We start from the raw sequence: 23,925 nt of genomic DNA, 5'->3' as shown, positions 1-23,925 counted from the left end.
ATCTCCTGTCAGGCCTGTGTTGCCTGTGCACACGTCACACGTGGCGGGGGCTCCCCGGTTACTTCTCGGCCGACGCGGAGGCGCCCTCAAACCGTTTCATCGCTGCTGCTAACAAAGACGCCACCCCTCAACGAGCCCACACGCGAAGGGCACGGATCGGAGTGGCGAGCTTTCAGACTGGTGGGCCCGGCCGGATTTGAACCAGCGACCAATCGGTTATGAGCCGACTGCTCTAACCGCTGAGCTACGGGCCCAGTGCCAGGGCGCCCACAGTATACCCAACCGTCACGGGGCCTCGCAACTGGTACTCGCAAGGGGGAGGGCACTCCGATCCGCCCTTGTGCACCGCGGAGCTTCTGCAGCACCCGCTAGTCCAGGTAGTCGCGCAGTGCCTTGTTTCGTCCCGGGTGGCGCAGCTTTTTGAGTGCCTTCGCCTCGATCTGGCGGATGCGCTCACGAGTGACTTCGAAGATGTGCCCCACTTCTTCCAGGGTTCGCGAGTACCCGTCTTCGAGCCCGAAGCGCAGCTTCAGAACCTCACGCTCGCGTTCGCTGAGGGTCTCAAGGACCTTCTCGAGCTGCTCCCGGAGCACGAGGTTCGAGGCAGCATCTACCGGAGTGTAGATCTCCTCATCTGGGACAAAATCCCCCAGATGACTGTTCTCCTCCTCGCCCACCGGGGCTTCCAGGGAGAGTGGCTCGGGAGCGATCCTGCGGATCTCACTGACCCGCTCCAGCGGCATGTCCATCTCTGCTGCGACTTCCTCGAGGGTCGGCTCTCGGCCGAGTTGCTGGAGGAGCTGCCGCGAAGTCTTGACCAGGCGGTTGATCGTCTCGACCATGTGGACCGGGATGCGGATGATCCGGCCCTGGTCGGCGATGGCCCGGGTGATGGCCTGCCGAATCCACCAGGTTGCATAGGTGCTGAACTTGTACCCCTTGCGGTAGTCGAACTTCTCGACCGCCCGCATGAGGCCCATGTTGCCTTCCTGGATGAGGTCAAGGAAGCTCATGGACGAACGCCCGGTGTACTTGCGGGCGATGCTGACAACCAGGCGCAGGTTGGCCTCGGCGAGGGCTTTCACAGCCTGCTCATCCTTGACCTTCATGCTGCCCGCGTCAACGCTACTGGGGTTGATGCGCTGGTTGAAAACGGCGTGAACCGCTACCCGTGGCGCGACGCCTCGCCCCTCATGGTGGGGGTATGTCTCGACCACCGTGGGCCTCTCGTGCTCTGAGGAGGTGTCGAAGTCCACCGACTGGGCCTCGTGGAGCGCAAAGCCCGTGATGCCAACGATGCCCTTGCGTCCGCCCACAGCAGTGAGGGTGTAGTGCATCTCGGCTTCCAGCGGCTGGTCGGGCAGGAAGGTGATGCGGTGCAACTCATCGCTATAGTGCACCGTCCCGCTCATACCGGTACCCATGGCGTCGGTCAGTTGGACGGTCCGGGTGTTGACGGTTTCGGGCTGCAGGCGACGGTCGGTATCCAGGCTAAGGCCAATGCCCAGCGGCACCTCGGTCGCACCGTCGGCCGGGAAGGAGGCGACTACTCGGGGCGCCGCCTTACGCTGGGCGGTGCTGAAGGTGGAGGTGAAGTCCTCGGGCAAGACGCGGCCGGTCTCGCCACGCACGCCACGAACGCCGCCCCTGACCGTGAAGGTAAAGGTGTTGCGATGCAGCAAGGGCGCCGCAGGCGTGAAGATGAGGCACCAGGGATGCTCGCCAGGTCTGACCGATCCCTGAACGGCCCGGCCCTTGTCGTCGGCCAACTCCACACTCTCGGTGGTGATGGTGGAAGGCTCGAGGGCGTCGTTGAACCGCACGTAGATCTCGACCTCGGCCTCTATCTCCTCGGCACGGTCAGCCGGCCGGACTGTCTCGACCTGGAGGGCCGACTCGGCCGAAGCCACACGAAAGGAGAACACGGCGTCCTTGTCCATGGACTGGCCCTGGACATCGAAGACGCCGCTATCGCCGCCCTTGACGGTGACGGTGTAGACGGTGTTGGGCTCCAGGCGTTCGTGGGGCGTGAACACCAGGCTGTTGTGGACGACATCCAGCGCGACCTCGCCGTCACCCTTCTGGATGCGCCGGGCGAGTTCGACTTCCTCGCGGGCAGTCAGCAGCGCGACGCGACCGATGTCCCGCAGGTACATCCGGACCGAATCGTCGATGGGGACGTCCTCCAGCTCATCGAGCTCGTCCTCACTGAGCTCTTCTTCCTCCTCTTCTTCTTCCTCGTCTTCATCCACCACGCGGATGCCCGCCTCGACAAACAGGCGATAGACGTCCTCGATATCGCCCGCCTCAAGTTCCTCAAGTTCGCCAAGGCCGTCCTGGATCTCGGCGTAGGTGACCACGCCGGTCCGGCGGCCCTTGCGCAGCAGCGCGCGAACCTCTGGAAGCTCGTGGATCTCAGCTTCCTTCCCCTCGGCCAAAGACTTCAACTCCCTTCCTCTGCAAACGGGTCATCATCTTCGGGCAGCAGGTCTGCAAGCGCCTCCGGGCCCTGCCGGCCCGTGTCCCTGGCGACCGTTTGGGCGCCCTCGCCCCTCACGGTGCCGCTCTCCCCGCCGACAAACCCCAACTGGCCTTTCCCATGGAACCGCGCCGTGTACGTCCTATAGAGGATGTAATCCGGGTCCTCTGGATCCAGGGTACCGGCGTTGATCTTCTCCGTTACCCGTTGGCGCAACGCCTCCCAGTCGGCAACCTGGGGCAAGGGTGCATCCTCTTCTTCGGCAGGCACTTCATAGAGGCCGCGGTAGCCTCCACTTGAGCGATAGTTCTTGATGGTTGTGATGTTCGTGGACAGGACTTCGTCCACCTGCTGAGGCTCTTCAAGGGTCAGGGTAGCGGCCAACTCCCACGCTTCCTGGTCCGTTTCCAGATGCTTGAGCACCTCTGCGGCACTGTAGTCTGCCGCCTCCGTCAGAGCCTCACCGAGCGCCGCCGCGATCCTCTGGTGGAGCTCCAGGTTGAACTCCTCGGGCTCGACCTGGGCGGTCACCTGGACTGCCCACTCACGCCGCATCAGAGCCGCACACAGCAACTCGCGTTCCGCCGCCTGAACACCCACGTCCACCTCAGAGGCCTGGCGCGCCACCGTCGCGGTAATGAACCCGCGGTCGCGGGGAGACTCGGCGCGGTTGTGCGATGGTGCCTCACGCTGCCCCAGCCGGACTTTGACTTCCTCCCGCAGCGACCTCTCCATCGCCGCCGTTCGCCCGGGATGCCCTTGTCCCCACAGGTCGGCTGCACGTCGGAGGAACTCGTCACGGCGTGTGCGATCCGGGACCCGCAGAAGCACCTCTACCGCTTCGCGAGCCGCCCGCAATACCCCGTCTGGACCGCGGTCCCTCTGCTGGGCGAACTTCAACTCGATCTCGTATTCGACCGGCGTGGAACGTTTCGCCAGTGCCAGGCGGAATCCTTCCGCCCCCTGCTGCTTGACGAGGTCGTCAGGGTCCAGACCCGTCGGTAAGAGCACGATCTTGACCTCGGCCGCGCAGGCTTCCAGCATCGGTATGTTCCGCGCCGCAGCCCCGATTCCTGCCGCGTCCGCGTCGTAGGCCAGGATGATCTCCTCGGCATAGCGGGAGAGCAAGTTGAGGTGGTCCTGGGTCAGTGCCGTCCCCAGGCACGCCACCACGTTCTCTACCCCCGCCTGATGGAGGCTGATGACATCTGTATAGCCTTCGACGATCACCGCGCTTTTCTCGCGCACGATTGCCGGTCGCGCGAGTCCGAGGGCGTAGACGTGGTGGCCCTTCTTGAACATCGGCGTGTCGGCCGTGTTCAGGTACTTCGCAGGATCGTCCGGGTCGAGGGCTCGGCCGCCGAAGCCGATGGTGCGCCCACTCACGTCCATGATCGGGAACACCACGCGCCGGCGAAAGACATCATAGGCGCCGCCGGTCGCCCGCTCCTTGGCGAGCCCGGCCTGCACCGCCACACCTTCGTCGAGGCCCTGTTGCCGCAAGTATCGCAGGAGTTGGTCCCAGCTATCGGCGGCCCACCCGAGGCGGAAACGCGTGATGGTCTCATCGGTGAACTGCCGCCGATAGAGGTAGTCGAGCCCTTCGTTGCCGGCGGGTGTGCGCAGGAGCTTCTCGAAGTAGTCTACTGCCAGTTCGTTGGCCCTTCGGGCAAGCTCCCGGCGCTTCGCCCTGGCCTCCTCGCCGGGCTCGACGCGCCATTGCAGCCCCACACGCTCGGCCAAGCGCTCTCCGGCCTCGCTGAAGGTGAGGCCCTCGATGCGCATCACGAAGTCGAAGACGTCGCCTCCGGCCCCGCAGCCGAAGCACTTCCAGAATCCGAGAGCCGGGTTGACGTAGAACGAGGGGGTCTTCTCCTGGTGGAAGGGGCAACGAGCCCGCAGACGACTCCCGGCGCGCTGTAGGGCCACGTGCTGCGAGACGATGTCCTCCAGCTTGACCCGACGCTTGATCTCTTCCTTTACTGACTCGAAGTCCATGGAGTGTCCTACCAGCTCAGTTGCTGGTCTTGTACGTTATCCGGCGCAGAAAGGGTCGCACCTCCACACGCCCCGCCAGCCCTCAAGCCGGACACGGAGCCGCCAAGGTGTTCGCCGAACGCCCCGCTCTTCCTTCCCCCAGACAAGCCAAAACGCCCCCCGACCGGGGGGCGTTTCACACCTAGTCGAGAGGGAACCCTATCTATTGGGGCGAGCTTGACCCAGGTTCGGCAGCACCCGGGGCAGGCATGCCTTCCGCACCGGGAGCGGCCGTTGTTCCACCGCCACCACCGGCACGGGTCTCAGGAAGCCTCATGTCAGGCTCCCAGATGTGGATTCTGACGACCTTCATGTCGCGCATCAGGAACTCCACATTGTCGTTGAAGCCATAGTGCAGGACCAGGTCGCGGGCCGCATTCGCGATTCCACCAAAGGCCGCGTTCACCGCAGCCGGAGAGAGCCGGCTTACGAAGGAGCGGTCGTTGCGGGCATAGGTAGAGGTGGTCTCCGGGTAGCCGTAGCGCTGGAGGACTCGGGTGTAGTCGTCGCCGAGCTTGATCGAGCGCTTCGGATCCCACATCGCGGTGCGCGCCCAGTCGCACTTGCGCCCCGCCACGGCAATCGCTACCACGTAGCCATCGCGGTCGAGCACGACGCCCAGGACCACGTCGCCACGGCGGTAGACGTAGAGCGTCTCTTCGGTCATGAGCGGCACCCAGACGGGAGCTGCCCAGTCCGGGCAGTCTGTCCGGAAGAAGGGCAGAGGCCCCGTTGGCGCGCCACCTACGGCACCGCCGCCACCACCAGCGCCACCGGCTCCGGCTCCGGCCGCAGCAGCACCGGCTACCCCGGGAACACCTTCGGCACCCGTGCCTGTAGGAGCTCCGGGTACGGCGCCACCGGCACCGCCCGCAGCGCCCTCCGGACCGCCGGCCTCTGGTGCAGCACTGCCGGGCTCGGCAGAACCTGCGCCGGGCTCAGCCGCTCCGGGCGTTGCAGCAGTCGGGGCGGCTGCTCCTGTGCCTCCGGCTAGGGTCACACCGCCAGACCCCTTGACCACGCCCTGGGGCTGGCCGTAGACCTCCATGACATGCAGCGCGTGCTGCCCCAACCGGATACCGGCCAACTGGATCTCATTGGCCGACACCGTGGCTGCGCTGAGCACGAACAGAGCCCCCGCCACAAGACTCCAGCGCGACGGCAGCAGGTGACGGTTGTGCATCAGGCTATCGCTCCCTCAGGGGATGGTATCTTCCCGCACCCGGAGCGGGCCGGTTGCCCGCTACCACCACACGGTTGGCACGTGGGTCTGCAGCTTCCCCTCGCCTTAGCGCCGGAACCCTGACGTGGCCGGCATTGAGGCGCCGGCCGGTCCGAGGGACCCGCTGATGCCCTGGCCCCGTGACGGAAGGCGCACGGCCTCTGGGCGTCGCAACTGCGACTCCCAGATGTAGATGCGCCGCACCTTCATGTCGCGAAGGGTGAAGTCGATGTTGTTGTCATACCCGTAATGCAGCGTCACGTCACGGGAGTATCCGCTGCCGGGCGTTGTGGAAGTATCCATGGGAAACCCGTAGCGGTCAATGACTTTCTTGTAGGTATCGCCGAGCTTGACCGTGCGCTTGGGCTCTGCGAGAGCGGTCCGCACCCAGGCGCACTGCTTGCCGCCGGCGGTGATCGCCACCACGTAGCCGTCGCGATCCAGCACGAAACCAAGGGCGGTGTCGCCACGGCGATAGCACCACATGGTCTCTTTGGTCGTCATGCTGATCTGGACCACATTGGCCCAGTCCGGCACGTCACGGGATGCGGCAAAGCGTCCTGCCCCACCTGCGCCGAAGGTCCCGCCGAAGGAGGGCTGTCCGGCAGCAGCGCCGCCAGCTTGCCCTCCGGCACCCGGTTCTGCGCTGGCTCCAGGTTCGGCACTGCCCTCAGGTGCAGGAGCTCCCGCTTCGGCTCCACCAGCTCCAGGTGCCCCTGGAGCTGCGGCAGCGCCACCGGTCTGGGCGCCTCCGCCACCGCCGCCACCACCACTGATGGCCCCGGGACCACGATCGCCGAGGATGACACAGTCCGGCTGGCCGTAGACCTGAATCACGCTCAGGAAGTGCTGTCCGAGGCGGATGCCCGCGAGCTGCACCTCCGCAGCCCAAGCGCCACTGGCGAGGCACAGGAGCGTGACGGTCAGCACGATCAAGCTGCTTGCTGCACACAGGCGGCGTTTCTGCATCGCGCGAAGACCCCTTGGTTGCACAGGCTAGATGACAAGCTGGTGGAAGGGCTCATGGCGCCAGAGCACAGCCATCACCGCACGTCATGCTACACGCGCGGCGGCAGCCGGAACGGCCCTGACGTTCCGACCGTTTGCGAGTATAGCATAGTCAGTCGGGAGAAAGCAATGTTGCTGCCTCCAACGCCCCTGACTACTCTCTGCCGCAATCAGCCGACTCGCACCGTCGTGATCCCGTAGGCCGGAACGGTCACTGTCAGCACGTCGCCATTCATCTTCGCCGTGCTCTCCGGCAGGGCACGCTCCAGAAGGTCGGTCTCAAGGGCCGGCGAGCCGGCTGCAGCCAGCCAAGGCGCGATCCGCACCTGGGCGCTCGTCGCCTCCCCGGTCATCTCGTACAGGCGCAGGATCAGGCCAGTGCCGTCTTCAGCTTTCTTCACACCCGACAGCATTACCTTCGGCGTCAGGACGGCAAGGCCCTCCATCTCCGCGCCGAGATCTCCCTCATGGACGGTCGTTCCGACGGTGATCACGGGATGATTGAAGGCGAAGCCCTGCCGTGTGGCCTCGGGGACATCCAGAGCCGCCATGTGCGGGATGACCGCGTAGCGGATCTGGTGGCGGCCAATCTCAGGCAAGGGATCCGGATCGTAGCTGGAACGCAGTAGTGTGACCTGTACGGTATCCTCACTGATCCGGTGACCGTACTTGCTGTCATTCAGAACCGTGGCCCCGATCTCCTGGTCCACGTCCTCCCAGGACATTCCGGTGACGTCTGCCCAGTTCAGTGCGGGGGCCTCTTCGCCGTCGGCCTTGCGCTCGATCGAGCCACAGGCGATCTCGAAGGTGGCCTTGCCCTCGGTCACATTGACCGGGAAGCACGCCCTCAGGACGGGCACACCCGTCTGCGGCTCGCCACGTTCCAGCCAATTCACGTCGAGGTCGAAGTTGATCTGGCGCGAACCGCGGGCAAGGCTGATGGTCAGCCGGTAGTCCGAATCGTTGTGCTTGCCGCTGAGCTGGACGGCCGCAAGGTTCGGACCGGCCTGGACCACACGCAGCGTCCCGTCAGCCAGGGGCTCGACCTCGTCGACGATCGCGCCGAGCTGCCAGGCGGTCATCCCGTGGGGAGCCTCCTGCTGGCGAAGCAGGGCGCCCAGAGGCAGCATCGACTGAGCGATGCCGACGCCGGAGGCCTTGTCCATCAGCTCAACGATGCCACCCTCCTTGGCAGAGAGGGTCATCTCAAGGAACTCGTTGCCCATCACGACCGGGTTGGTGAGCTGCGCATTGACATAGCCGAGCCCGTAGATGGGGCGGCCGGTCTCGCGGATGTAAGCACCCTCACCGTCGGCGGGCGCTTCGCCGGCCTCGACGGTGTAGGCTCTCCAACCCAGCGCGGGCAGACGGCGGGCGACGAAGGCCACGGTAACGAAGGAGTGACCCCAGTAGTTGCCCTTGTCGACGACCTGCCCGGCTGTGAGGTTGCCCGCACTGTCGCGGACGACCACGCCACCGGGAAGCTCGCGGTCCCAGATCTTGAGGCGAACCAGCTCATCGCGCTCGAAGGCGGCCGGATTGTAGACAACGAAGGGATCGCTGCCGCTCTGGCCTGCGCCAAGAGTCGACACGCCGCCCCACCAGGCATCATTGCCGGCACCGCCGCCGAGGCCCTGATCACTGCCGGGCTTCGCAGGGGCCAGCGCCGAGGTGTCGATCTTGTCGGCAAGCGAGCGCAGACTGCGAGTGCGGATGACGCCGGTGTTGGCCAGGTTCTCCTGGAACAGCCCCATGGCGTGCTGCACCGTCTCGCGCACGCCGGAGCCTGGCAGGATGTCGTGGAACTGCACGAACATGGCCCGTTCCCAGCACTTGTTGAGCTGCTCCTGCGGGTAGGCGACCCCGCAGGCTCTCTCGGCAAGCAGGGCTGCGAACTCAGTGTCGAAGAGGTCGTTCTCGCCTTTGCGGTTGGCGAACTTGATGCAGCTCTCAGACGTGTAGCAGCCCTCGAAGACGAAGTTGAGCTCGTCCTTGTGGACCGGGATCTGCAGGTTCCGCTCCGCGATCTGCCTCTCGGCTTCTGTGTAGAAGTCATCGGTGCTCGCCAGCTTCACGCACGGGAAGATGGGCCAGGTCACCATGTCCCGCGCCGCTCGCAGGTGCCGTCGGGTCGGGCCACCACCATGATCGCCAACGCCGTAGATCCACAGCATGCAGCGCAGCCCGCTGTTGCGCTCCAGGTCAAGGAGCAGGTGCGCCATGCGCGGAGTGATCTCGTTGTTGTAGCCGTTGGGTGAGTCGTCGAAGGCCAGTATCCGCGAGCCGTCCTTGCCCTCCCACCAGTACACCTGCGAAAGCTCGCCGCTGGACATGCCACGCAGCCGAGGCCCGCTGGCGCGATGGTGGTAGTAGCGCGTCACGCCGCCGCGGGAGAGGATACCCGGGAGCGTCCAGCAGTGCCCGAAGGTGTCGCACTCCCAGTCCAGCTTGATCTGATCGTAGGGGATTCCCAGGTGCTCGAGAAACCAGCGGCGAGTGTAGAGCAGATGGCGGCAGAGGATCTCGCCGGAGGCCAGGTTCTTGTCGCCCTCAACCCACTGGCTGGCAGTGATGTCCCACAGACCGGCCTGGACGCGCTGCTTGATCTTCTCGAACAGCTCGGGGGCGTACTTGCGGGTCAGCTCGTACACCGAGGCCTGGCTCTGGGAGAAGTGGAACTCCGGGAACTCGTCCATGAGCTTGTCCATGGTCGAGAAGGTATCGTAGGTGACCGACACGGTCTCCGGCCAGGTCCACATCCAGTTCATGTCGATGTGGGCATGACCGCAGCAGAAGATGGTGTACTCCTTGGCCGCGGCACCCAGGGGCGCAAGAAGGGCCTCAGCCTCAGCGACCAGACCTTCGGCGCCCTTGCCGGCCTTGATCCCCTCGGCGACGAGGCTCACAGCCTGCTGGAGCAGTCTCCCCCATTCCTCGGTCTTCTCCGGACGGGTGCCGGCCAGTCGGGCAGCGAAGTCCACTTCGGCCTTGAACCGATCCAGCGCGGTAACCTGTGGAGCGGCAGCGGAGTTGAGTGATGCGGCAAGTCCCTGAGCGTCGAGTTTCCCAGACAAGGAGTGTCACCTCAAAGGGGAGCCCGCAAAGCTCCCCGTGATTGCCGACGGCAGGCGTGGTTGGTGCTCTAGAAGCCCTTCATGCAGGCTGTGCGCCCAGTTCCGTCGACCGTAAAGTGATTGCGCACGCAACTGCAGCACAGACCTCTGCGCTCACAGGCCTCGTAGGTGCAAGTGCAGAACTCAGCGTTGCGGGCCTGGTTTGTCGAGCACTGCTTCACTGCCAGGTGCATGAGGTTCAGGGTGGCCGGGTCGCGCTGTGCTCCCCTCATGCACGCCGTCGTGCTGTTCTTGGCGTAGTGGGCCTGTATGCACTCACAGCAGATGCCCCGGTTGGCGCAGCCTTCGTTCTTGCACGGGCACATCTGCAGGTTGATCTCGCGGTTGGCGCACTCACGCGGCTCGGTCGGCATTTGGCGGACCTCCCATGGGTTCGTGAAGGGCCCGACGGGGCGTGCATGCCGTCCCATCGGCGCCCGGCGTCGAGGCTACCAGCGTCAAGTGCCCCCGGCTCCTAGAGACTACGCTATTCCGCGCCCAGGTGCCTGCGACCTTCGTCGATCAGCGGGCAAAACTGCGAACAATGAGCGTCATCGGGTAGTTCGAGCCGCCCTGCGGGATCAGCCGAAGATGCGCGACCTGCTGGCGAAGGCCAGTGATGTTGCGTTTGTACAGGAGCGCCTCATCGCCCTCTCCCAGCAGCCCGGTCTCCACGGTCGTCCCATCGACGTCGACCACGGCGCGAGCCGGTCCACCACCGGACCTGACCGCCACTTCCAGTCGCGCATCGTACCCCTCGGGGTTCTCGAAGACGACGCGGAGGTCGTGAAGGACCGCGTACTCACCGCGCAGTCGCGGGTGCAGGCTGGTGTCCTCGGCAGTGCGGCCAATCCGCACGAAGTTCCAGGCTCGGCCGACCTGCTGCTTGACCTCCAACTGCTTCGTGCCGGGCAACTCCAGGAAGCGTGACGGCGAGCTCGGCTGCAGCGCAGCGGGCACGGGCTCGACAGCACCGGGAGTCGAAGACTGCGGCACCGAGGCCACTTCGACGAACACTCCACTGCCTTGCTCGAGGAGGAACTGTGCCAGACCGCTGACGACCAACCCTGGCGGCATGGGCAGGCGGGTGACCTCACACTGGCTCCGAGCGGGCAGCTCAAAGAGCGAGCCGGAAGACGCCTGCCAGGCCGCCATGTAGCGTTGCATGGCGCTATGGCCGACGAAGACCTCATCGCTTGAGGGTCCGCCTTCGCCGCCGAGCACGTGGACTGCCGCCGGCCCATCGCCCGCGTTGCACAGGCGGACGACGAGCCCCAGTCGCTCCTGCGCGTCGTTCATGTGGTGCCACAGGAAGTTGATGGGTTCGCGCGCAGAGAGCGGAAATCGCGCCAGCAACTGGCTCGTGACGACGCGCTCGGGATCGTTGCTGAGGATCGCACGCACCGGCGAGGTGACGGCTCGCGGATAGGCGGTGTAGCGGATCGGCACCGTCTTCTTGAGGTGGAAGTAGTCCGGCCCCGAGGCCTCGACGGTCGCCGCCGGATTCGCGCCGGAGGCACGCATACCCAGGACGCCGCCCTGGGCGCCCGGCTCAAGGACCAGACTGTTGGTGACGGCAACCCGTGCTGCCTGCTCGTACCAACTGTTGCGGCCCAGTCCGCCGGAAACTCGCACAACCACAGGGTCTTGCATCCTTGCGGCCCACTTGCGGACCACGACGGTCGCCAGGGCCTCAATTGCTCCGGAGCGAAGGCCGATGAGGGTCGTGCCCGGGGCTACGCCACGCACACGGACAGTCCGGCCGTCGCCATCAACGGAGGCGGAAGCGACCGACTGGTCGTAGGAGCTGGCGGTCACTCCACCGGCGAATCGACCGCCGTACTTCAAGGGACGGGTGTCGCCCGCCGGAATCTCGGTCGTCGAGGTCGGCGCGACCAGGTAGGGGTCGGCGAAGCTCGTCTTGAGCCGCCGAGCCCACAGCTCCGCCAGGGCCACAGGGGTACTGTGCGAAAGAGCGGCCTGGGACGCGTCTACCGTGAGGGCCGCTGTACCCTTGATGAGGATGGCGGCCGAGGAGGGTGTCTTGCCGTTCTTGACCGACTTCGGTGCGGGCACGGTCTGCGCCACGATGTCGGCCGGGGCGACGCCCTCGTAGGCCAGCCGGTTCAGGCGTGAGGCCACGTTCTGGACCTTCGGCAGCGGGTCTTCGCTGCCGACAGCACGCCACCGGAGCAGCACAGCCGCGCCATGGTGCAGGGCCGCGACCTTGCCGTTGCCGTCGCTGCTACCTTCGGCAGAGAAGGTTGGGAACTCGGCTGCCTGGGCCAGCGTCACCGAGGCGGCCAGCATGAGCGTCCACAAAACACGCATCAGCAACATCTCCGCAAACAAAAGGCCCGGCCCCGATACGGCGATCGGCAGCCGAGCCCTGAGGCTTACGTAAAGAGCCCTTCAGGAAGGTCGCAACTAGCTGTCCTTGCCTTTGGCTTCCAGTTCCGCAATGCGCTTTTCCAGGTCGCGGATCTTCTTGAGCAGGTCCGGGAGCTTCTGAGAAGCCGCCGAGACGCGAAGCTGACTGGTATGCGGCCGCGCCGGGTAGCCGGAGTAGATGCCGGGCTCGGTGAGGTCACCGAACACACCGGCCTGCGCCCCGATCACGACGTTGTCGCCGATGTTGACATGGTCGTTCACGCCGACCTGCCCACCCATGACAACGTTGTTGCCGACCTTGGTGCTGCCGGCGATCCCGACTTGTCCGCACAACAGGCAGTTCTCGCCGATTTGGCAGTTGTGCGCGATGTGCACGTGGTCATCGATCTTGGTGCCATTGCCCACCACAGTGGCCCCGACCGTCGCGCGGTCTACCGTGCAGCAGGCGCCGACTTCGACGTCGTCGCCGATGTTCACGGTGCCGATCTGCGGGATTTTGCGATGGCCCTGAGCGGTCTGCAGGAACCCAAAACCGTCGCAACCCAAGGCAGAGCCCGAGTGGAGGATGCTGCGCTTACCGATTGCGACGCGCTCGCCGATGAAGACGTGGGGATAGACGATCGTCGCATCGCCGATGGTGGCCTCGTGGCCTACGTAAGCCAGCGGATAGACGATGACGTTGTCGCCCAGGATGACGTTGTCCTCGACGACGGCGTAGGCGCCCACCGAGACGTTCTCGCCCATGTGCACGTTGCGCCCGATAACCGCTGTCGGATGTACGCCCTGATAGACACGCGGCTTGGGCGCAAAGATCTCGAGCACCTTGCTGAAGGCAAGACGCGGGTCCTCGGTGACGATGATGGGCTTCGCGGAGGTGCGGGAAGCCGGCGACACGATCAGTGCCGACGCCGCGCTCTGCTCACCCATCGTGAGCAATTCGGGTTTCTCAACAAAGACGATCTGGCCCAGCTCGGCGCTTTCCAGCGTGCCGGGGCCGGAGATGGTTACGGCGGCGTCTCCCTCTACGCTGCCGTCCAGCAAGGCGGCCAACTGACCCAAGGGTATTTGTACAATATGCACCGTTTGGGTTCCCTCCTGCGGTTTTACCCTGGCCCCGTCGTCGACCCTTCGGTAGTCCCCACACCCGACCTCCCTAAGCTCGGGGGGTTAGGACTGTCCGGGAGACGACCAGAGCATGCGTACCGCGTCCCGTATCTCAGGCGTCAGATCCGGCCCGATCGCATCGTCCTCGGGCACAAAATGCAAGGTGATTCCTTTGTCTCGCGCGACCTTCTCCGCCGCCAGTCTCGTCGCCGCCAGGATCCTTGCAGTCACGCGGTTCCGGGCTGCAGCCAACTCCTCAAGCTGGACCTTCCGCGCCGCCGCCCGTTGCTTCTCCGCCTGTTCCAGCGTCATGCCCTCGGTTGGCGTTGCTCGTGGGAGCGGAAGGTCAGTTTTGACCTCCGCCGGCCACTGCGGGACCTCAAAATCACGCAGCCCCTCGCGCATCGCTTCGGCAAGTCCCTGGTCGTTTGCTCCGGCCGGGGGTCGCAAGCGCTCTTTTGCTCGCGCCCAGACCGAGCGTTCGGCTTCGCCGATTCTTGCGGTGGCACTCCCTCGCAGCGACTCTTCGACTTGCGCCAGACGCTGCTCGTGTTGCTGCCGGAGCTTCTCGAGCTCTGCCTCCAGCTCCTGACGCACACCCTCCACGGTCTCCCCCATCCCCGGTGACGTCAGCCTTTCCTGGTTACGCTGGTAGAGGTCTCTGGCGGCTGCCGCGTACTCTTGACTGGCCCGACTGCGCTCCTCGAGCAGGCGACCCTCCAGCGAGCTCTGCGCCTGTCGTCGTTGCCAGCCGAGGCCGATCTTCAGGTCGCCGGGTAGCATGTCCGGCGTCTCGAGCGGCTTCTGAGCCAGCGCCTCCAGGGCGAGGTCCCGATGCTCCGTGAGCAGGCTCCCCGGCCACTTCAGCGCCACAGGGCCCGCTGTGAGAGACGTCGGCAAGGCAGCCCGGGCCTCGAAGGCCGGCAGCTCACTCAAGGGCTTCTCGGGCAGCGACAGAGCCCGAACTGCTTTCTCCAGGTTGCGAAGGTCCTCGTACAGAGGATGGAGCTCAATCAGTTGTGCGACGAAGCAATGCCCTTCACGGCGCTGGCCTGTGGCGGCCTCAGTTCCCGCACCTGCGCCCTGTGGCTCGCAGCCGGTTACCGACGCGACCGCAAGGATCACCGCGAGGGCCGACAGGTACCTGAGCACCGCGCCGGCGGCCACTCTCACGGCCTGCCTACTTGCCTCCGGTCGGCGGAGCCGGTGGCTTTGGCTGGCCGGTCGGAGCGGTCGTGGGAGCCGTTCCGGGCTTCGGCGCGCCTGCCGGGGCCGTGGTTGCGTCGGTCTTCGGCGCAGCCGTCGGTGCAGGCGCTCCCTTCCCGTTGAGCTTGGCGATCACAGTGTCGCTGATGTCGTCTCCGCCATAGACCACAACCAGCTTGTTGAGGACTACGGCGTACCCGCCGGCGGTCGCAACGTCCTTGACCGCCTGCAGGAGGTTGTTGGTGAGGTCGATCTCCATCTGAGACTTGCGACTGGAGGCCTCAGTGTTGAGGTCGTCGTCCATCGCAGTGAGCTGCTCCATGTTGGCGGCGTACATCGCCTGGAGCTGCTCGAACTCTTCTCGCTCTTTGTCGGTGCGTCCCAGCTTTGCCTGCAACTCAAGGTGCCGGGCCTCGGAGTCGCCGCTCTGCTTCTGCAGCTCATCGCGGCGCTTGGCCAGTTCCTGAGACAGCGGGCGCGGCTTGGCGAGGATATCCAGGACTTCCTTGAACTGCGCCTGGGGCAGGTAGGAGTAACGGTTGGCAAGCTCTTGCAGATAGGCCTTCTGCTGCTGATACCAGACCTGCTGCTGCTGGTGCCACTGCTCGATTTCGCCGCGTGCCGCCTGAAGCGCCTCATAGTTGGCACTGATCTTGCTGATGTCTACGAGGGCTACCTTGACCGACACGGGCACCGGCTGGGCGAAAGAGCTGGAAAGGGCGATAAGTGCGAGAACCAGACTGACCAGAACCGTCCCCACGGCTTGCCTGTACGTGCGCATCATCAGGTCCTTTCGACTACTACGCCGCGCAAGGACTTCTGCGGCGTGTACTTTAAAGACAGGTGAAGGTCGCTACGGTTTCGATCCCCATGCAAAAAAGTGGAGCCTGAACAAGCTTGGCGCCCCGTGCATATCACACGGGGCGCCCGGCGGGAAGATCGACCGACACTGCAGCCATCCTGGCCTTGAGGATTGTACCTCCAAGATAGGCCGCCGCACAAGACCGTCAGAGGGCTGCGGGACGGTGTGAGGTCTACAGTCCCAGCGACTTGAGGTGCTCGAAGCTGATCCGGCAGGCTTCCTTGGGCTCAAGCGCAGTCCGGTCCTGCTCGTACACAATCCAGCTCGGGCTGAACTTGCGGGCGGCCGCGAGAGCGCCCGCGAGGTCAACCGTGCCACAGCCGAGCTCGGTGAACTCATAGGGCTTGGGGGCCACGGAACCGGTCGGGGTGTAGGGGCCGTCCTTGAAGTGGTAGTAGCCCACGCGGTTGCTGTAGCGCTCGATGAACTCGGCGGGGTTCTCGCCACCGACAGTCACCCAGTACACGTCCACGTTGAGCTTGACGACCTCCGGGTCGGTCACTTCGCACAGCTTGTGGATGCCCTTGACGCCGTCGAAGCTCTCGAACTCCCACCCGTGGTTGTGGTAGCAGAAGGTGATCCCGTTCTCCTTGCACTTGGCCCCAAAGGCGTTGAAGGGCTCGGCGCAGCGGAGGTAGGGCTCGATTCCCTCGCCGGGTGCAACGCCGGAGGATAGGATGTAGCTGACACCCATTGCCTTGCAGGCGTCGATAGCCTTCGGGCCCCACTCAGGGTTGGCCACGGCGGCATAGCCGGCATGCAGGCCTGAGATCACCATACCCTTGTCATCGAAGACGCCCTTGACTTGCCCCCAGTCCTCGTCGGCGAAGTTGGCGCCGATCTCGGCTCCCGCATACCCGATCTGTGCCAGTTCGCCAATCACGCCCGCCAGGTCCTTGGCCTGTCTGCCCGCGTACACGATGAGTTGTGCCGAAATCCGTGGTTCTGACATGCAAACGCCTCCATCGGGCAAGATGCCCCGTCATTGGTCGTGCGATGGCGGGCTATTCCCCGCCCATCTCAGGACACCTCCACGCAGATTCCGACGTCGCGCTGAAGTGCTGTTGGTGCTCAAGGATGCCTGAAGGCCGCGGCGTTTAGGGCTTCAGACCATCGGGTATACCTCCTCGCGGGAGAGGGGAGCGGCCCTGCGGGCCGCCCGTGGTATGCCGAAGCTATGACCGCCAGTGGCGGTTGAGGGATTGAGCATGAGAAAAGCGGCCGTGCTGTTGATCTGTTCTTTCGCGACGCTGGTGTTCGTCGGCGCCTCGCTTCTGGAGTCGGTACTGGTGCTCCAGCGCGTCGCCGCCGTCAGTGACCCGGGCGGCAGCATCAGCGTCCAGCCTGCCGGATCGCCCGGCTTCGTCCCCCTGGGAACCACGGAGCGAGTGAAGGCCGGAGACGTCCTGCGCACCGGGGCAGACGGCCATCTCACTCTGAACTGGGTCGACGATTCACGCCTCCGAATCGGCCCGGATACGACGGTCCAGGTTCTCAAGTGCCAGGTCAACCGGTCCGACGACAGTCAGGACTACCTCTTCAAGCTGGACAGCGGCCAGGTGTGGGTTCGGGTACTGAAGGCGCTCTCACAGCAATCGAAGTTCGAGATCCGCACTCCGACGGCGACTGCGGCCGTCCGTGGGACGGTTTTCTCCGTTGCCGTCACGCCAGACGGTGCGACCCGGGTATCGGTGCTGAAGGGGAGTGTGGCGCTGTCGGATAAGCAGGGCAGTGTTGACATCGGGGCCGGAGAGGCCGGTGCTGCCGGTGCTGTGTCGCACCAGGTGGCCGAGATGAAGCCTGACGAGGTCGCACAGTGGGATCGAGAACTCTCGGTCGCCAAGCCCAGCCTCGAGCTCATCGAACCCACTTACGAGACCTTGCCGGTCGGGCTCACAGCAGTCCCGGTAAGCGGCAAGGCTGAGCGGGGCTCAACAGTGACCGTGAACGGCGTGACGATCACCCCGAACCTCTTGGGCAAGTTCGCGATCCAGGTTCCGGTGCCTGCAGGCAGTGATCGAGTGGATATCACGGTTCGCGCGGTGGATGCCAAAGGCTTTGAGTCTGTGCAGAAACGTACCCTCGTACGGTAGGGTCCATCGTGCGGCTGTGTTGAACGCGCCATCCTCCGGGGTGGCGCGTTCTGCTTGCGGGGCCTGCCGGGGTGACGGCACCCCACTGACCTGGCTCCTCAGGCGCTGTGCCAGGCAGGAAGAGACGCGACGGGACAGGAATACCCGTGTCTGGCCGCATCACTTTCGCCGAGCCACGCCCTCACGGTGAACTCGACCTTGACCCTCCTGCTCAAAGCGATCCTGACGCTCGCCTGCACCGCAGCGTGGGCCCAAGAGGCGGCTACGTCAGATACCCTCGTCTCCGTGATCCAGAGCGCAGTCGAGGTCCAGGTTGTCGGCGCCGACGTCACCTTGTTCCCCACTCCCGAGAAGCCTGCAGTGGTCACCGTCAGGGCACGGAAGCACACCCCGGGGCCGGTCAGCCTCGTCTGCGGCGTGCACCTCACTGATGCCGGAGCCGGCTACTCGGCAAGCCCGGCGGCCACCCTTGCGGTGACCGGTGACGGCGAGTGGCATGGCACTGCTCTGCAGGTGTTCGCGGAGGCCCGACCGCAAGGGATGATCACCGGCAGGCTGTATGTGCGGAGCATGGCCACGGGGACCGATCGGCTTCGCGTCGACAAGCCTCTCCGCATCGCGCACGGAGCTTGCAGCTACTCCCGGCAGCAGGTAGTCAACTTCGCCTCAGGGCCCCGTGCGGCAACGGTCCTGTGCCTGGAGAACCCCCGTCTGCGTGCCGAGTTCATCGCGGACATCGGGTGTCTCTATGCCCTGGTGCCGCGAGAGACGGGGCAGGACTTGCTGGTCGAAGGCGACTTGCCACTCGGCCTTCTGTGGTCGGGGACAGGCCGGTGGTTCTGGTCGAAACCCTCCGTCGGGGAGAGGGCCGCCTGCTGTGAGTTCCGGACCACCTACAAGGGCCGCGTGCTGCGGTTTGCGGCACTTCTGGGCGATGACGACAGCGCCCTGCGGCTGACCCTCGATTCCGGTGATCTCGACGGTCCTCCGCCGCCGCTCTGCCTGATCACGTCGCGATCGAAGTCGGGGGTGGACGAGTTCGCACTGTCTCCAGGGGCGGCCCAGTTCGAGACGGTCCGGGATGCGGGCTTGCAGTACGCGCTGCCGCCCATGGAGGCCTGGTCTCTCGGCCTGTGGCTTGCTGAGTCTGACCGAACCTTGACCCTGTCCTGCTCGACTTCGCAGCCGCTGGGTGCGGTGCAGGTCAGGAGTGCAGGGGCGCAGTACAATCAGGTCACAGTGGTTTTCAGCGCGCGGGTACCGGCGGGCATCGACCTGCTACTCGGTTGCCCACCCGGGAGGCGGCTCTGAGAGGAGGGAACGGATGCGGAAGCGCGGTCGCGGCCGGATCGGCACCCTCACCAAAGGTCCCCGCTGGGCCCTTCGGGGCCTTGTCGCCCTGTGCCTGCTCACGCTGCTGACGGGCTGCGAGCGGATGATCCCGCCCAAGGGGAAGATGCCGCTGCCGCCCAGCGACTTACTGGTGAAGGTGCCGCCCGCGGCCTATGGAGGGCTCTCGCAGTCCTTCCGCAGGGTCGCCGATGCGCTACCCCAAATCTCCGACTACCGCCGCCAGGCTGAAGGGATCGTCGGTGGCATCATCCCGGCGCCAACTCAACTCCAGGAGACAGCGCGGTCTTTGGCCTCGGCCCTTTCGAGTCTACGAGCGGCGCTCGCCGAGGAACCGGAGCGCTGGCCGGGGACGATGGGCAGTTGGGAGTACGACGCGCAGGCTGTGGCTGAACTCGCCGACGCAGTGGCCGTCGTTGCCTGTGCCGAGCTCAAGGCGGGTGACACGGCGGAATGTCTGGCAGTGTGCACCGACGCCGTGCGCCTGGCGGCCTTTCTCTGCGCCTGCCCCGATCCTGAAGCCGAGAAGGATGCAGTCCGCCTTGAGCGCGCTGCGGCAGCCGTCCTGACCACCGGCATCACCTCGCACTCCTTCCGACGCGACGAACTGGTGAAGGTGGATCGGCTGGCCGCGGAGGCGCTGCAGAAGGTGCCGGCGCTGGACCTGATCCTGCGGCAGGGGCTGACGACAGCAGTGGAGTCGTACCGGGCGATGTCGACGGAGGACTGGTCGCAGACGGTCCGGACCCTGTGGCGATTTGACCCGCGCCGCGATCCGGCGGGGTCGATGAAGACCGCCTGGGACAAGTGGCAGACCTTGCTGCGGGCGACTGCACTCCCGGCGCCACAGGGCCTTGCGATGGAGCGGGCCCTGGAGCCCCCACGGGACCCGCTGGAGCAGGTGTTCTCCATCCCTGCCAGCAAGATCCTTGAGTGCCGCTACACACGCCTGCAGGTACTCCAGCGGCTGCGGATCGTGACGGCGCTGGAGCTATCCCGTCTTGCCGACGACCGCTACCCGGCAGGACTGAGCGCTCTGACGCCACAGTATCTGGCAAGGGTTCCGGCGGATCCCCTCACGGGCCGCCCCTTCACCTACGACCGCCAGGGCTCCGGCTACACCCTCACGCCCTGACGAGCACGCGACAGGCGATCGCCATCTCCCGGCTCACAAGGGCCCGGCTACCTGCCCGCGGAAGTGAAACTACCCACTTCCAGCGCACAGGCGGAAGCGGGCAGTCGGGATCTGTGATGGCTGCAAGAGCAGCTAGGAGCCGGAAGAAGCCACGGGCGAAAGCCGCTGGTCGAGGGTACCCTCGCGGATCTCCAGCCCGGCCCTCTCGACCAGTTCTCGCAACTGCGGCAGGTTCGGGAGCCCGGCCTCAGCACGATCCTCGTCCTTGAGCGGCTCATGGTCGTGGGTCACCACGACTACCGTATCTACTCCGAAGTTGAGCGCGATCTGCGTAGTCTTCATGCCCAGATCATTGGCGTAACAACGCAGGTGCGGGAAGGTGGACAGGAAGATGCGCCCGACGGCAAACTCCCGCAGGTCCTCAACGCCGCCGACGAGTGCGCCGGCATTGGCGAGACTGTTCTCAGCACGGAAGGTCCGGGGTGCGTAGAAGGTGAACCGGCCGGTCTCGTCCTGGAGGTCGCGCAGGTGGCACAGGTGCTCAATCTTCTCCTCGCGACCTTCGTAGTGACCATAGAGCATGCTGGCACCGCCGAGCATACCCATCCCGTGGGCCTCGCGCATGACCTGGAGCCACTGCCCACCAGTAGCCTTGGTCCGACACAGGACCCTGCGGATGGCCGGGTCGAAGATGTCGGCCCCGTCCTCCAGCAGAGAGTCGAGCCCTGCCTCACGAAGCTGAGCAAGAACCTCAGTCGACGGCAGGCGGGCAGCATTGGCGATGTTCACAAGCTGTGCGGGTGCGAAGCCCTGGAGGTGTATCTTGGGGAAACGAGCGCGGAGAGTGGAGAGCATCTCAAGGAAGTAGTCCAGCTCGTCCGAGGGACTGGAGCCGCCTGCTAGCTGGAACTGGGTGAAGCCCAGAGATATGGCCTCGTCGACCAGATCGACGACTTCCTCGACGGTGCGCTGGTAGGCGCCCTCCTCACCAGGCCGCTTGGCCTTGGCGCAGTATGAACACTGATTGCGACACACATTACTGTATCGGATACGGCGAGTCCTGATCAGGGTACAGTTACCGTCGGCCAGGCGATGACGCACACTCTCGGCAAGCCTGCCCAACTCAAGCAAGTCGGTGCAGGCATATAGCTCTTCGCCCTCGGCCACCGTGAGTGGGCGGCCGCCGGCGATGCAGTCCTTTACTGCGTACAGCAACTCAGTCATAGTGGGTCACGACACGTCCTCAGCGAAATGAACGGCTTGTATAGTCAGTTTACCCACATCGTGCCGTCTCCTGCGGATTATACACAACCCCAACCGGGCAATGCAATGCTTGCCGAGGCTGGCGGAAGGCAGGGCCTGGTCCTGCCCGGGGGTACCGACCGTGCAGACAACCCCGGTAGCATGCCCCCTTTGCGTCTTTAGACACCCTCTCCCGGTTGACGTTTCTGCAACGCGACCGCTACAATGCTGTGACCTCACGGTTACGGGACTGAATCGTGCAAGAGGTACCCCGTCGACACGGCGTCACGCCGCGCTGCATCCTGATCGGCCTGCTGCTGATGCCGGTCAATGTCTATTGGGTCACGCTCGTCGAGGTCCGCTGGTACACCCTCGACGGCTCCTGTCTGCCTCTGTTCATCACGCCCGTCTTCATGCTCTTCGCCCTGGCCCTGCTGAACCTGCTCCTGCTGCGCTTCGCCCCCCGACAGGCTTTCAGCCAGGCCGAACTGCTGGTCATCTACCTGATGGTCGTGATCTCGGAGACCCTGGCCGGACACGACTTCGTCCAGAATCTCTTCGGCACCATCGGTCACCCCTTCCGCTTCGCAACCCCGGAGAATCGCTGGGAGGAGCTGTTCTGGCAGTACATCCCCCGGTGGCTCACCGTGTCGGATGAGATCGCGCTCCGCGGTCTGTACGAGGGGCGCGAGAGCTTCTGGCAGCCCCAGATGTACGGCCCCTTCCTGGTGCCACTCGCGGCGTGGGGCGGCTTCTTGTTTGTGCTGATCTTTGTGATGCTGTGCATCAATGTTCTGGTTCGGAAGCCCTGGACCGAACAGGAGAAGCTCTCCTACCCTTTGATCCTGCTGCCCCTGGAGCTGACTCGCGGCCAGGAGTCGGCGCGGTTCTTCCGCAACCACCTCATGTGGATCGGCTTTGGGATCGCGACGGTCATCGATGTTGTGAACGGCTGCCATGCCCTGTGGCCGCAGATCCCCGAGATCCGCTACATCAAGCTGTATGAACTGGCCCAGCACTGGCCCAGTCGGCCCTGGAACGCCACCGGCTCGACACGTCTGGGCATGTACCCCTTCGCCATTGGCCTGGCCTTCTTTCTTCCCTCCGACCTTAGCTTCTCGTGCTGGTTCTTCTATGTGGTGTCGAAGTTCGAGCGCGTCGCCGGTGCGATGATGGGACAGCAGTCGGCCCAGGGCTTCCCCTACCTCAACGAGCAGGCCGGTGGTGCGTGGATCGGGATTGCCCTGGTGTCCCTGTGGGCGTTGCGCGGGCATCTGCGCAAGGTGTGGGACCATGTCCAGGGCCTGCCGACGGACCTCGATGACCGCCAGGAGCCGATCAGCTACCGAACGGCGATTGCCGGCATTGTCCTGGGGAGCGTGGCCCTGTGCATCTTCTTCGGCTACGCAGGGATGTCCCCGGCGGTCACGCTGAGCTTCTTTCTGATCTTCTTCCTCCTATCCATCGCCATCACCCGGGTGCGGGCCGAACTGGGCACGCCCCACGAGATCTACTTCGTCAACCCCCACCGCCTGATGGTACAGATCGCCGGTGCCGGGGCCTTTGGGGCCCGCAACCTGACGGCGCTCTCGGTCACCTACTGGTTCAACCGCGGATACCGCTGCCACCCGATGCCCTGCCAGCTCGAGGCCTTCAAGATGAGCGAGTTCGCCGACCTGGACCGCAAGTGGCTGGCCGGGGCGATCATGATCGCTACGGTCGGGGCGATCGTGTTCAGCTTCTGGGCGAACCTTCATATCACGATGCGGGAGGGTGCTGCGGCACGCTGCATGGGGTTCAAGTCGTGGGTGGGCCGGGAGACCTACGATCGGCTGTCGACGTGGATCCTCTCGCCCCAGCCGACGGACTACAGCGCCATCGCCGCCATGGTTGTGGGTGGGGTGATCGTGTGGGCGCTGAAGGCGCTGCGGTTCCGTTACGGCGGCCTGCCCTTCCATCCGGCCGGGTATGCGCTGGCGATCTCCTTTGCGATGGACTACTTCTGGTTCGCTTTCTTTGTGAGCTGGCTCATCAAGGTCGTGCTCATGCGCTACGGTGGCCAGAAAGCGCACCGGCAGGGGATTTGGTTCTTCCTCGGACTGTTAGCTGGAGACTACACGATCGGTGCCATCTGGGCCATCATCGGTCCGGCCTTCGGCGTGAAGACCTACAAGATCTTCATCTAGCGCGAACCGGCTTCCCTTCCGACGGGCAAGGCGAGCCCGGTCGGAGCGCCGCCCCCGTGGTTGGTCGGCGCTCCGTCGCAGGACAGCCCTACACCGAAGGGCCGGTGGGGTCCGCGTCGTCCCCCAGTCCCCTATCCTTCGTCTCGCGCGTAGACTCGGACGTAGTCGATCTCGAAGTCGCGCGGATAGGTCATGTTCGGGTCGATCTGGCCGATCCAGCCGGAGTACTGGAACAGCGCGACCAGGATGAACATCTTCTCCTGCGGAGTGGGGCCCCTGTAAGTGTGGATGACCTCGCCGTCGAGGTACCAGTCGATCTGTCCCTCCTGCCACTCCATCGCCCAGACGTGGAAGTCGGCGGAGGCGTCGATGCCGGCCTCGGGGCGGCTGTGAGCGTCGCGGGTAAAGTGCACGTTGAGGTCGATGCTGGTGGCGGAGTCGGTGATGTACCGGCCCTGCTGCTCGAAGATGTCGATCTCCACGACGCCGTCGCCGAC

At 65.1% G+C, this 23,925-nt stretch carries 16 protein-coding genes, 1 tRNA gene and 2 pseudogenes; 4 read left to right on the top strand and 15 right to left on the bottom strand.

Going from position 1 to position 23,925, the window contains the following annotated elements; all coding sequences use genetic code 11:
- Positions 1–178 precede the first annotated feature (178 nt).
- From ABFE16_10940 to ABFE16_10880, 13 genes and pseudogenes are all read right to left on the bottom strand, one after another.
- Positions 179–254: transfer RNA gene (locus ABFE16_10940), tRNA-Ile, on the bottom strand.
- A 114-nt stretch (positions 255–368) separates the two neighbouring features.
- Positions 369–1,118 (bottom strand): annotated as a pseudogene (rpoD, locus tag ABFE16_10935) (RNA polymerase sigma factor RpoD).
- 135 nt (positions 1,119–1,253) lie between these two features.
- Positions 1,254–2,438: pseudogene (locus ABFE16_10930) on the bottom strand (Ig-like domain-containing protein).
- A gap of 5 nt (positions 2,439–2,443) precedes the next feature.
- Positions 2,444–4,477, bottom strand: a complete 2,034-nt coding sequence (dnaG, locus tag ABFE16_10925; GenBank protein ID MEN6345807.1) for a DNA primase — start codon at positions 4,475–4,477, stop codon at positions 2,444–2,446.
- A 202-nt stretch (positions 4,478–4,679) separates the two neighbouring features.
- Positions 4,680–5,699 (bottom strand): hypothetical protein, encoded by a 1,020-nt coding sequence (locus ABFE16_10920; GenBank protein MEN6345806.1) that lies wholly within the window; start codon positions 5,697–5,699, stop codon positions 4,680–4,682.
- A gap of 105 nt (positions 5,700–5,804) precedes the next feature.
- Positions 5,805–6,707 carry a hypothetical protein gene (locus ABFE16_10915; GenBank protein ID MEN6345805.1) on the bottom strand — a complete coding sequence of 301 codons (903 nt, stop codon included), beginning with the start codon at positions 6,705–6,707 and terminating at the stop codon, positions 5,805–5,807.
- A 209-nt stretch (positions 6,708–6,916) separates the two neighbouring features.
- Positions 6,917–9,820, bottom strand: coding sequence for a glycoside hydrolase family 38 C-terminal domain-containing protein (locus ABFE16_10910; protein MEN6345804.1), 2,904 nt, complete (start codon positions 9,818–9,820; stop codon positions 6,917–6,919).
- Positions 9,821–9,888: 68 nt separating this feature from the next.
- Complete coding sequence (locus tag ABFE16_10905; protein MEN6345803.1) at positions 9,889–10,233, bottom strand: hypothetical protein; 345 nt, start codon at positions 10,231–10,233, stop codon at positions 9,889–9,891.
- A 148-nt stretch (positions 10,234–10,381) separates the two neighbouring features.
- The gene (locus tag ABFE16_10900; GenBank protein ID MEN6345802.1) at positions 10,382–12,190 is read right to left on the bottom strand and encodes a hypothetical protein; all 1,809 of its coding nucleotides are present in this window, start codon (positions 12,188–12,190) and stop codon (positions 10,382–10,384) included.
- 96 nt (positions 12,191–12,286) lie between these two features.
- A complete protein-coding gene (lpxD, locus tag ABFE16_10895; protein MEN6345801.1) occupies positions 12,287–13,330 on the bottom strand; it encodes a UDP-3-O-(3-hydroxymyristoyl)glucosamine N-acyltransferase in 1,044 nt (347 codons plus the stop codon).
- Positions 13,331–13,417: 87 nt separating this feature from the next.
- Positions 13,418–14,527, bottom strand: coding sequence for a hypothetical protein (locus ABFE16_10890; GenBank protein ID MEN6345800.1), 1,110 nt, complete (start codon positions 14,525–14,527; stop codon positions 13,418–13,420).
- Positions 14,528–14,534: 7 nt separating this feature from the next.
- Positions 14,535–15,344, bottom strand: coding sequence for an OmpH family outer membrane protein (locus ABFE16_10885; protein MEN6345799.1), 810 nt, complete (start codon positions 15,342–15,344; stop codon positions 14,535–14,537).
- Between the two features lie 250 nt (positions 15,345–15,594).
- The gene (locus ABFE16_10880; GenBank protein MEN6345798.1) at positions 15,595–16,374 is read right to left on the bottom strand and encodes a sugar phosphate isomerase/epimerase; all 780 of its coding nucleotides are present in this window, start codon (positions 16,372–16,374) and stop codon (positions 15,595–15,597) included.
- Between the two features lie 256 nt (positions 16,375–16,630).
- Between ABFE16_10880 and ABFE16_10875 the strand changes: the two genes are divergently transcribed.
- The 3 genes from ABFE16_10875 to ABFE16_10865 all read left to right on the top strand — a co-directional run bounded on the left by ABFE16_10875 (position 16,631) and on the right by ABFE16_10865 (position 20,000).
- Positions 16,631–17,515 carry a FecR domain-containing protein gene (locus ABFE16_10875; protein MEN6345797.1) on the top strand — a complete coding sequence of 295 codons (885 nt, stop codon included), beginning with the start codon at positions 16,631–16,633 and terminating at the stop codon, positions 17,513–17,515.
- 198 nt (positions 17,516–17,713) lie between these two features.
- On the top strand, positions 17,714–18,826 hold the full coding sequence (locus ABFE16_10870; protein ID MEN6345796.1) for a hypothetical protein: 1,113 nt from the start codon (positions 17,714–17,716) through the stop codon (positions 18,824–18,826).
- 13 nt (positions 18,827–18,839) lie between these two features.
- The gene (locus ABFE16_10865; protein MEN6345795.1) at positions 18,840–20,000 is read left to right on the top strand and encodes a hypothetical protein; all 1,161 of its coding nucleotides are present in this window, start codon (positions 18,840–18,842) and stop codon (positions 19,998–20,000) included.
- Between the two features lie 132 nt (positions 20,001–20,132).
- On the opposite strand, the gene ABFE16_10860 is transcribed toward ABFE16_10865, so the two are convergent.
- Entirely contained in the window at positions 20,133–21,224 is a 1,092-nt protein-coding gene (locus ABFE16_10860; GenBank protein ID MEN6345794.1) for a radical SAM protein, read from the bottom strand.
- A gap of 275 nt (positions 21,225–21,499) precedes the next feature.
- On the opposite strand from ABFE16_10860, the gene ABFE16_10855 reads away from it, so the two are divergent.
- Positions 21,500–23,428, top strand: coding sequence for a DUF6785 family protein (locus ABFE16_10855; protein MEN6345793.1), 1,929 nt, complete (start codon positions 21,500–21,502; stop codon positions 23,426–23,428).
- Between the two features lie 131 nt (positions 23,429–23,559).
- On the opposite strand, the gene ABFE16_10850 is transcribed toward ABFE16_10855, so the two are convergent.
- Positions 23,560–23,925: family 16 glycosylhydrolase (locus tag ABFE16_10850; protein MEN6345792.1), on the bottom strand; the 366-nt coding region annotated here is incomplete at its 5' end.

The sequence above is a fragment of the Armatimonadia bacterium genome (assembly GCA_039679385.1).
GTDB lineage: Bacteria > Armatimonadota > Zipacnadia > Zipacnadales > JABUFB01 > JAJFTQ01.
This window is presented reverse-complemented; position numbering and strand designations above follow the sequence as displayed.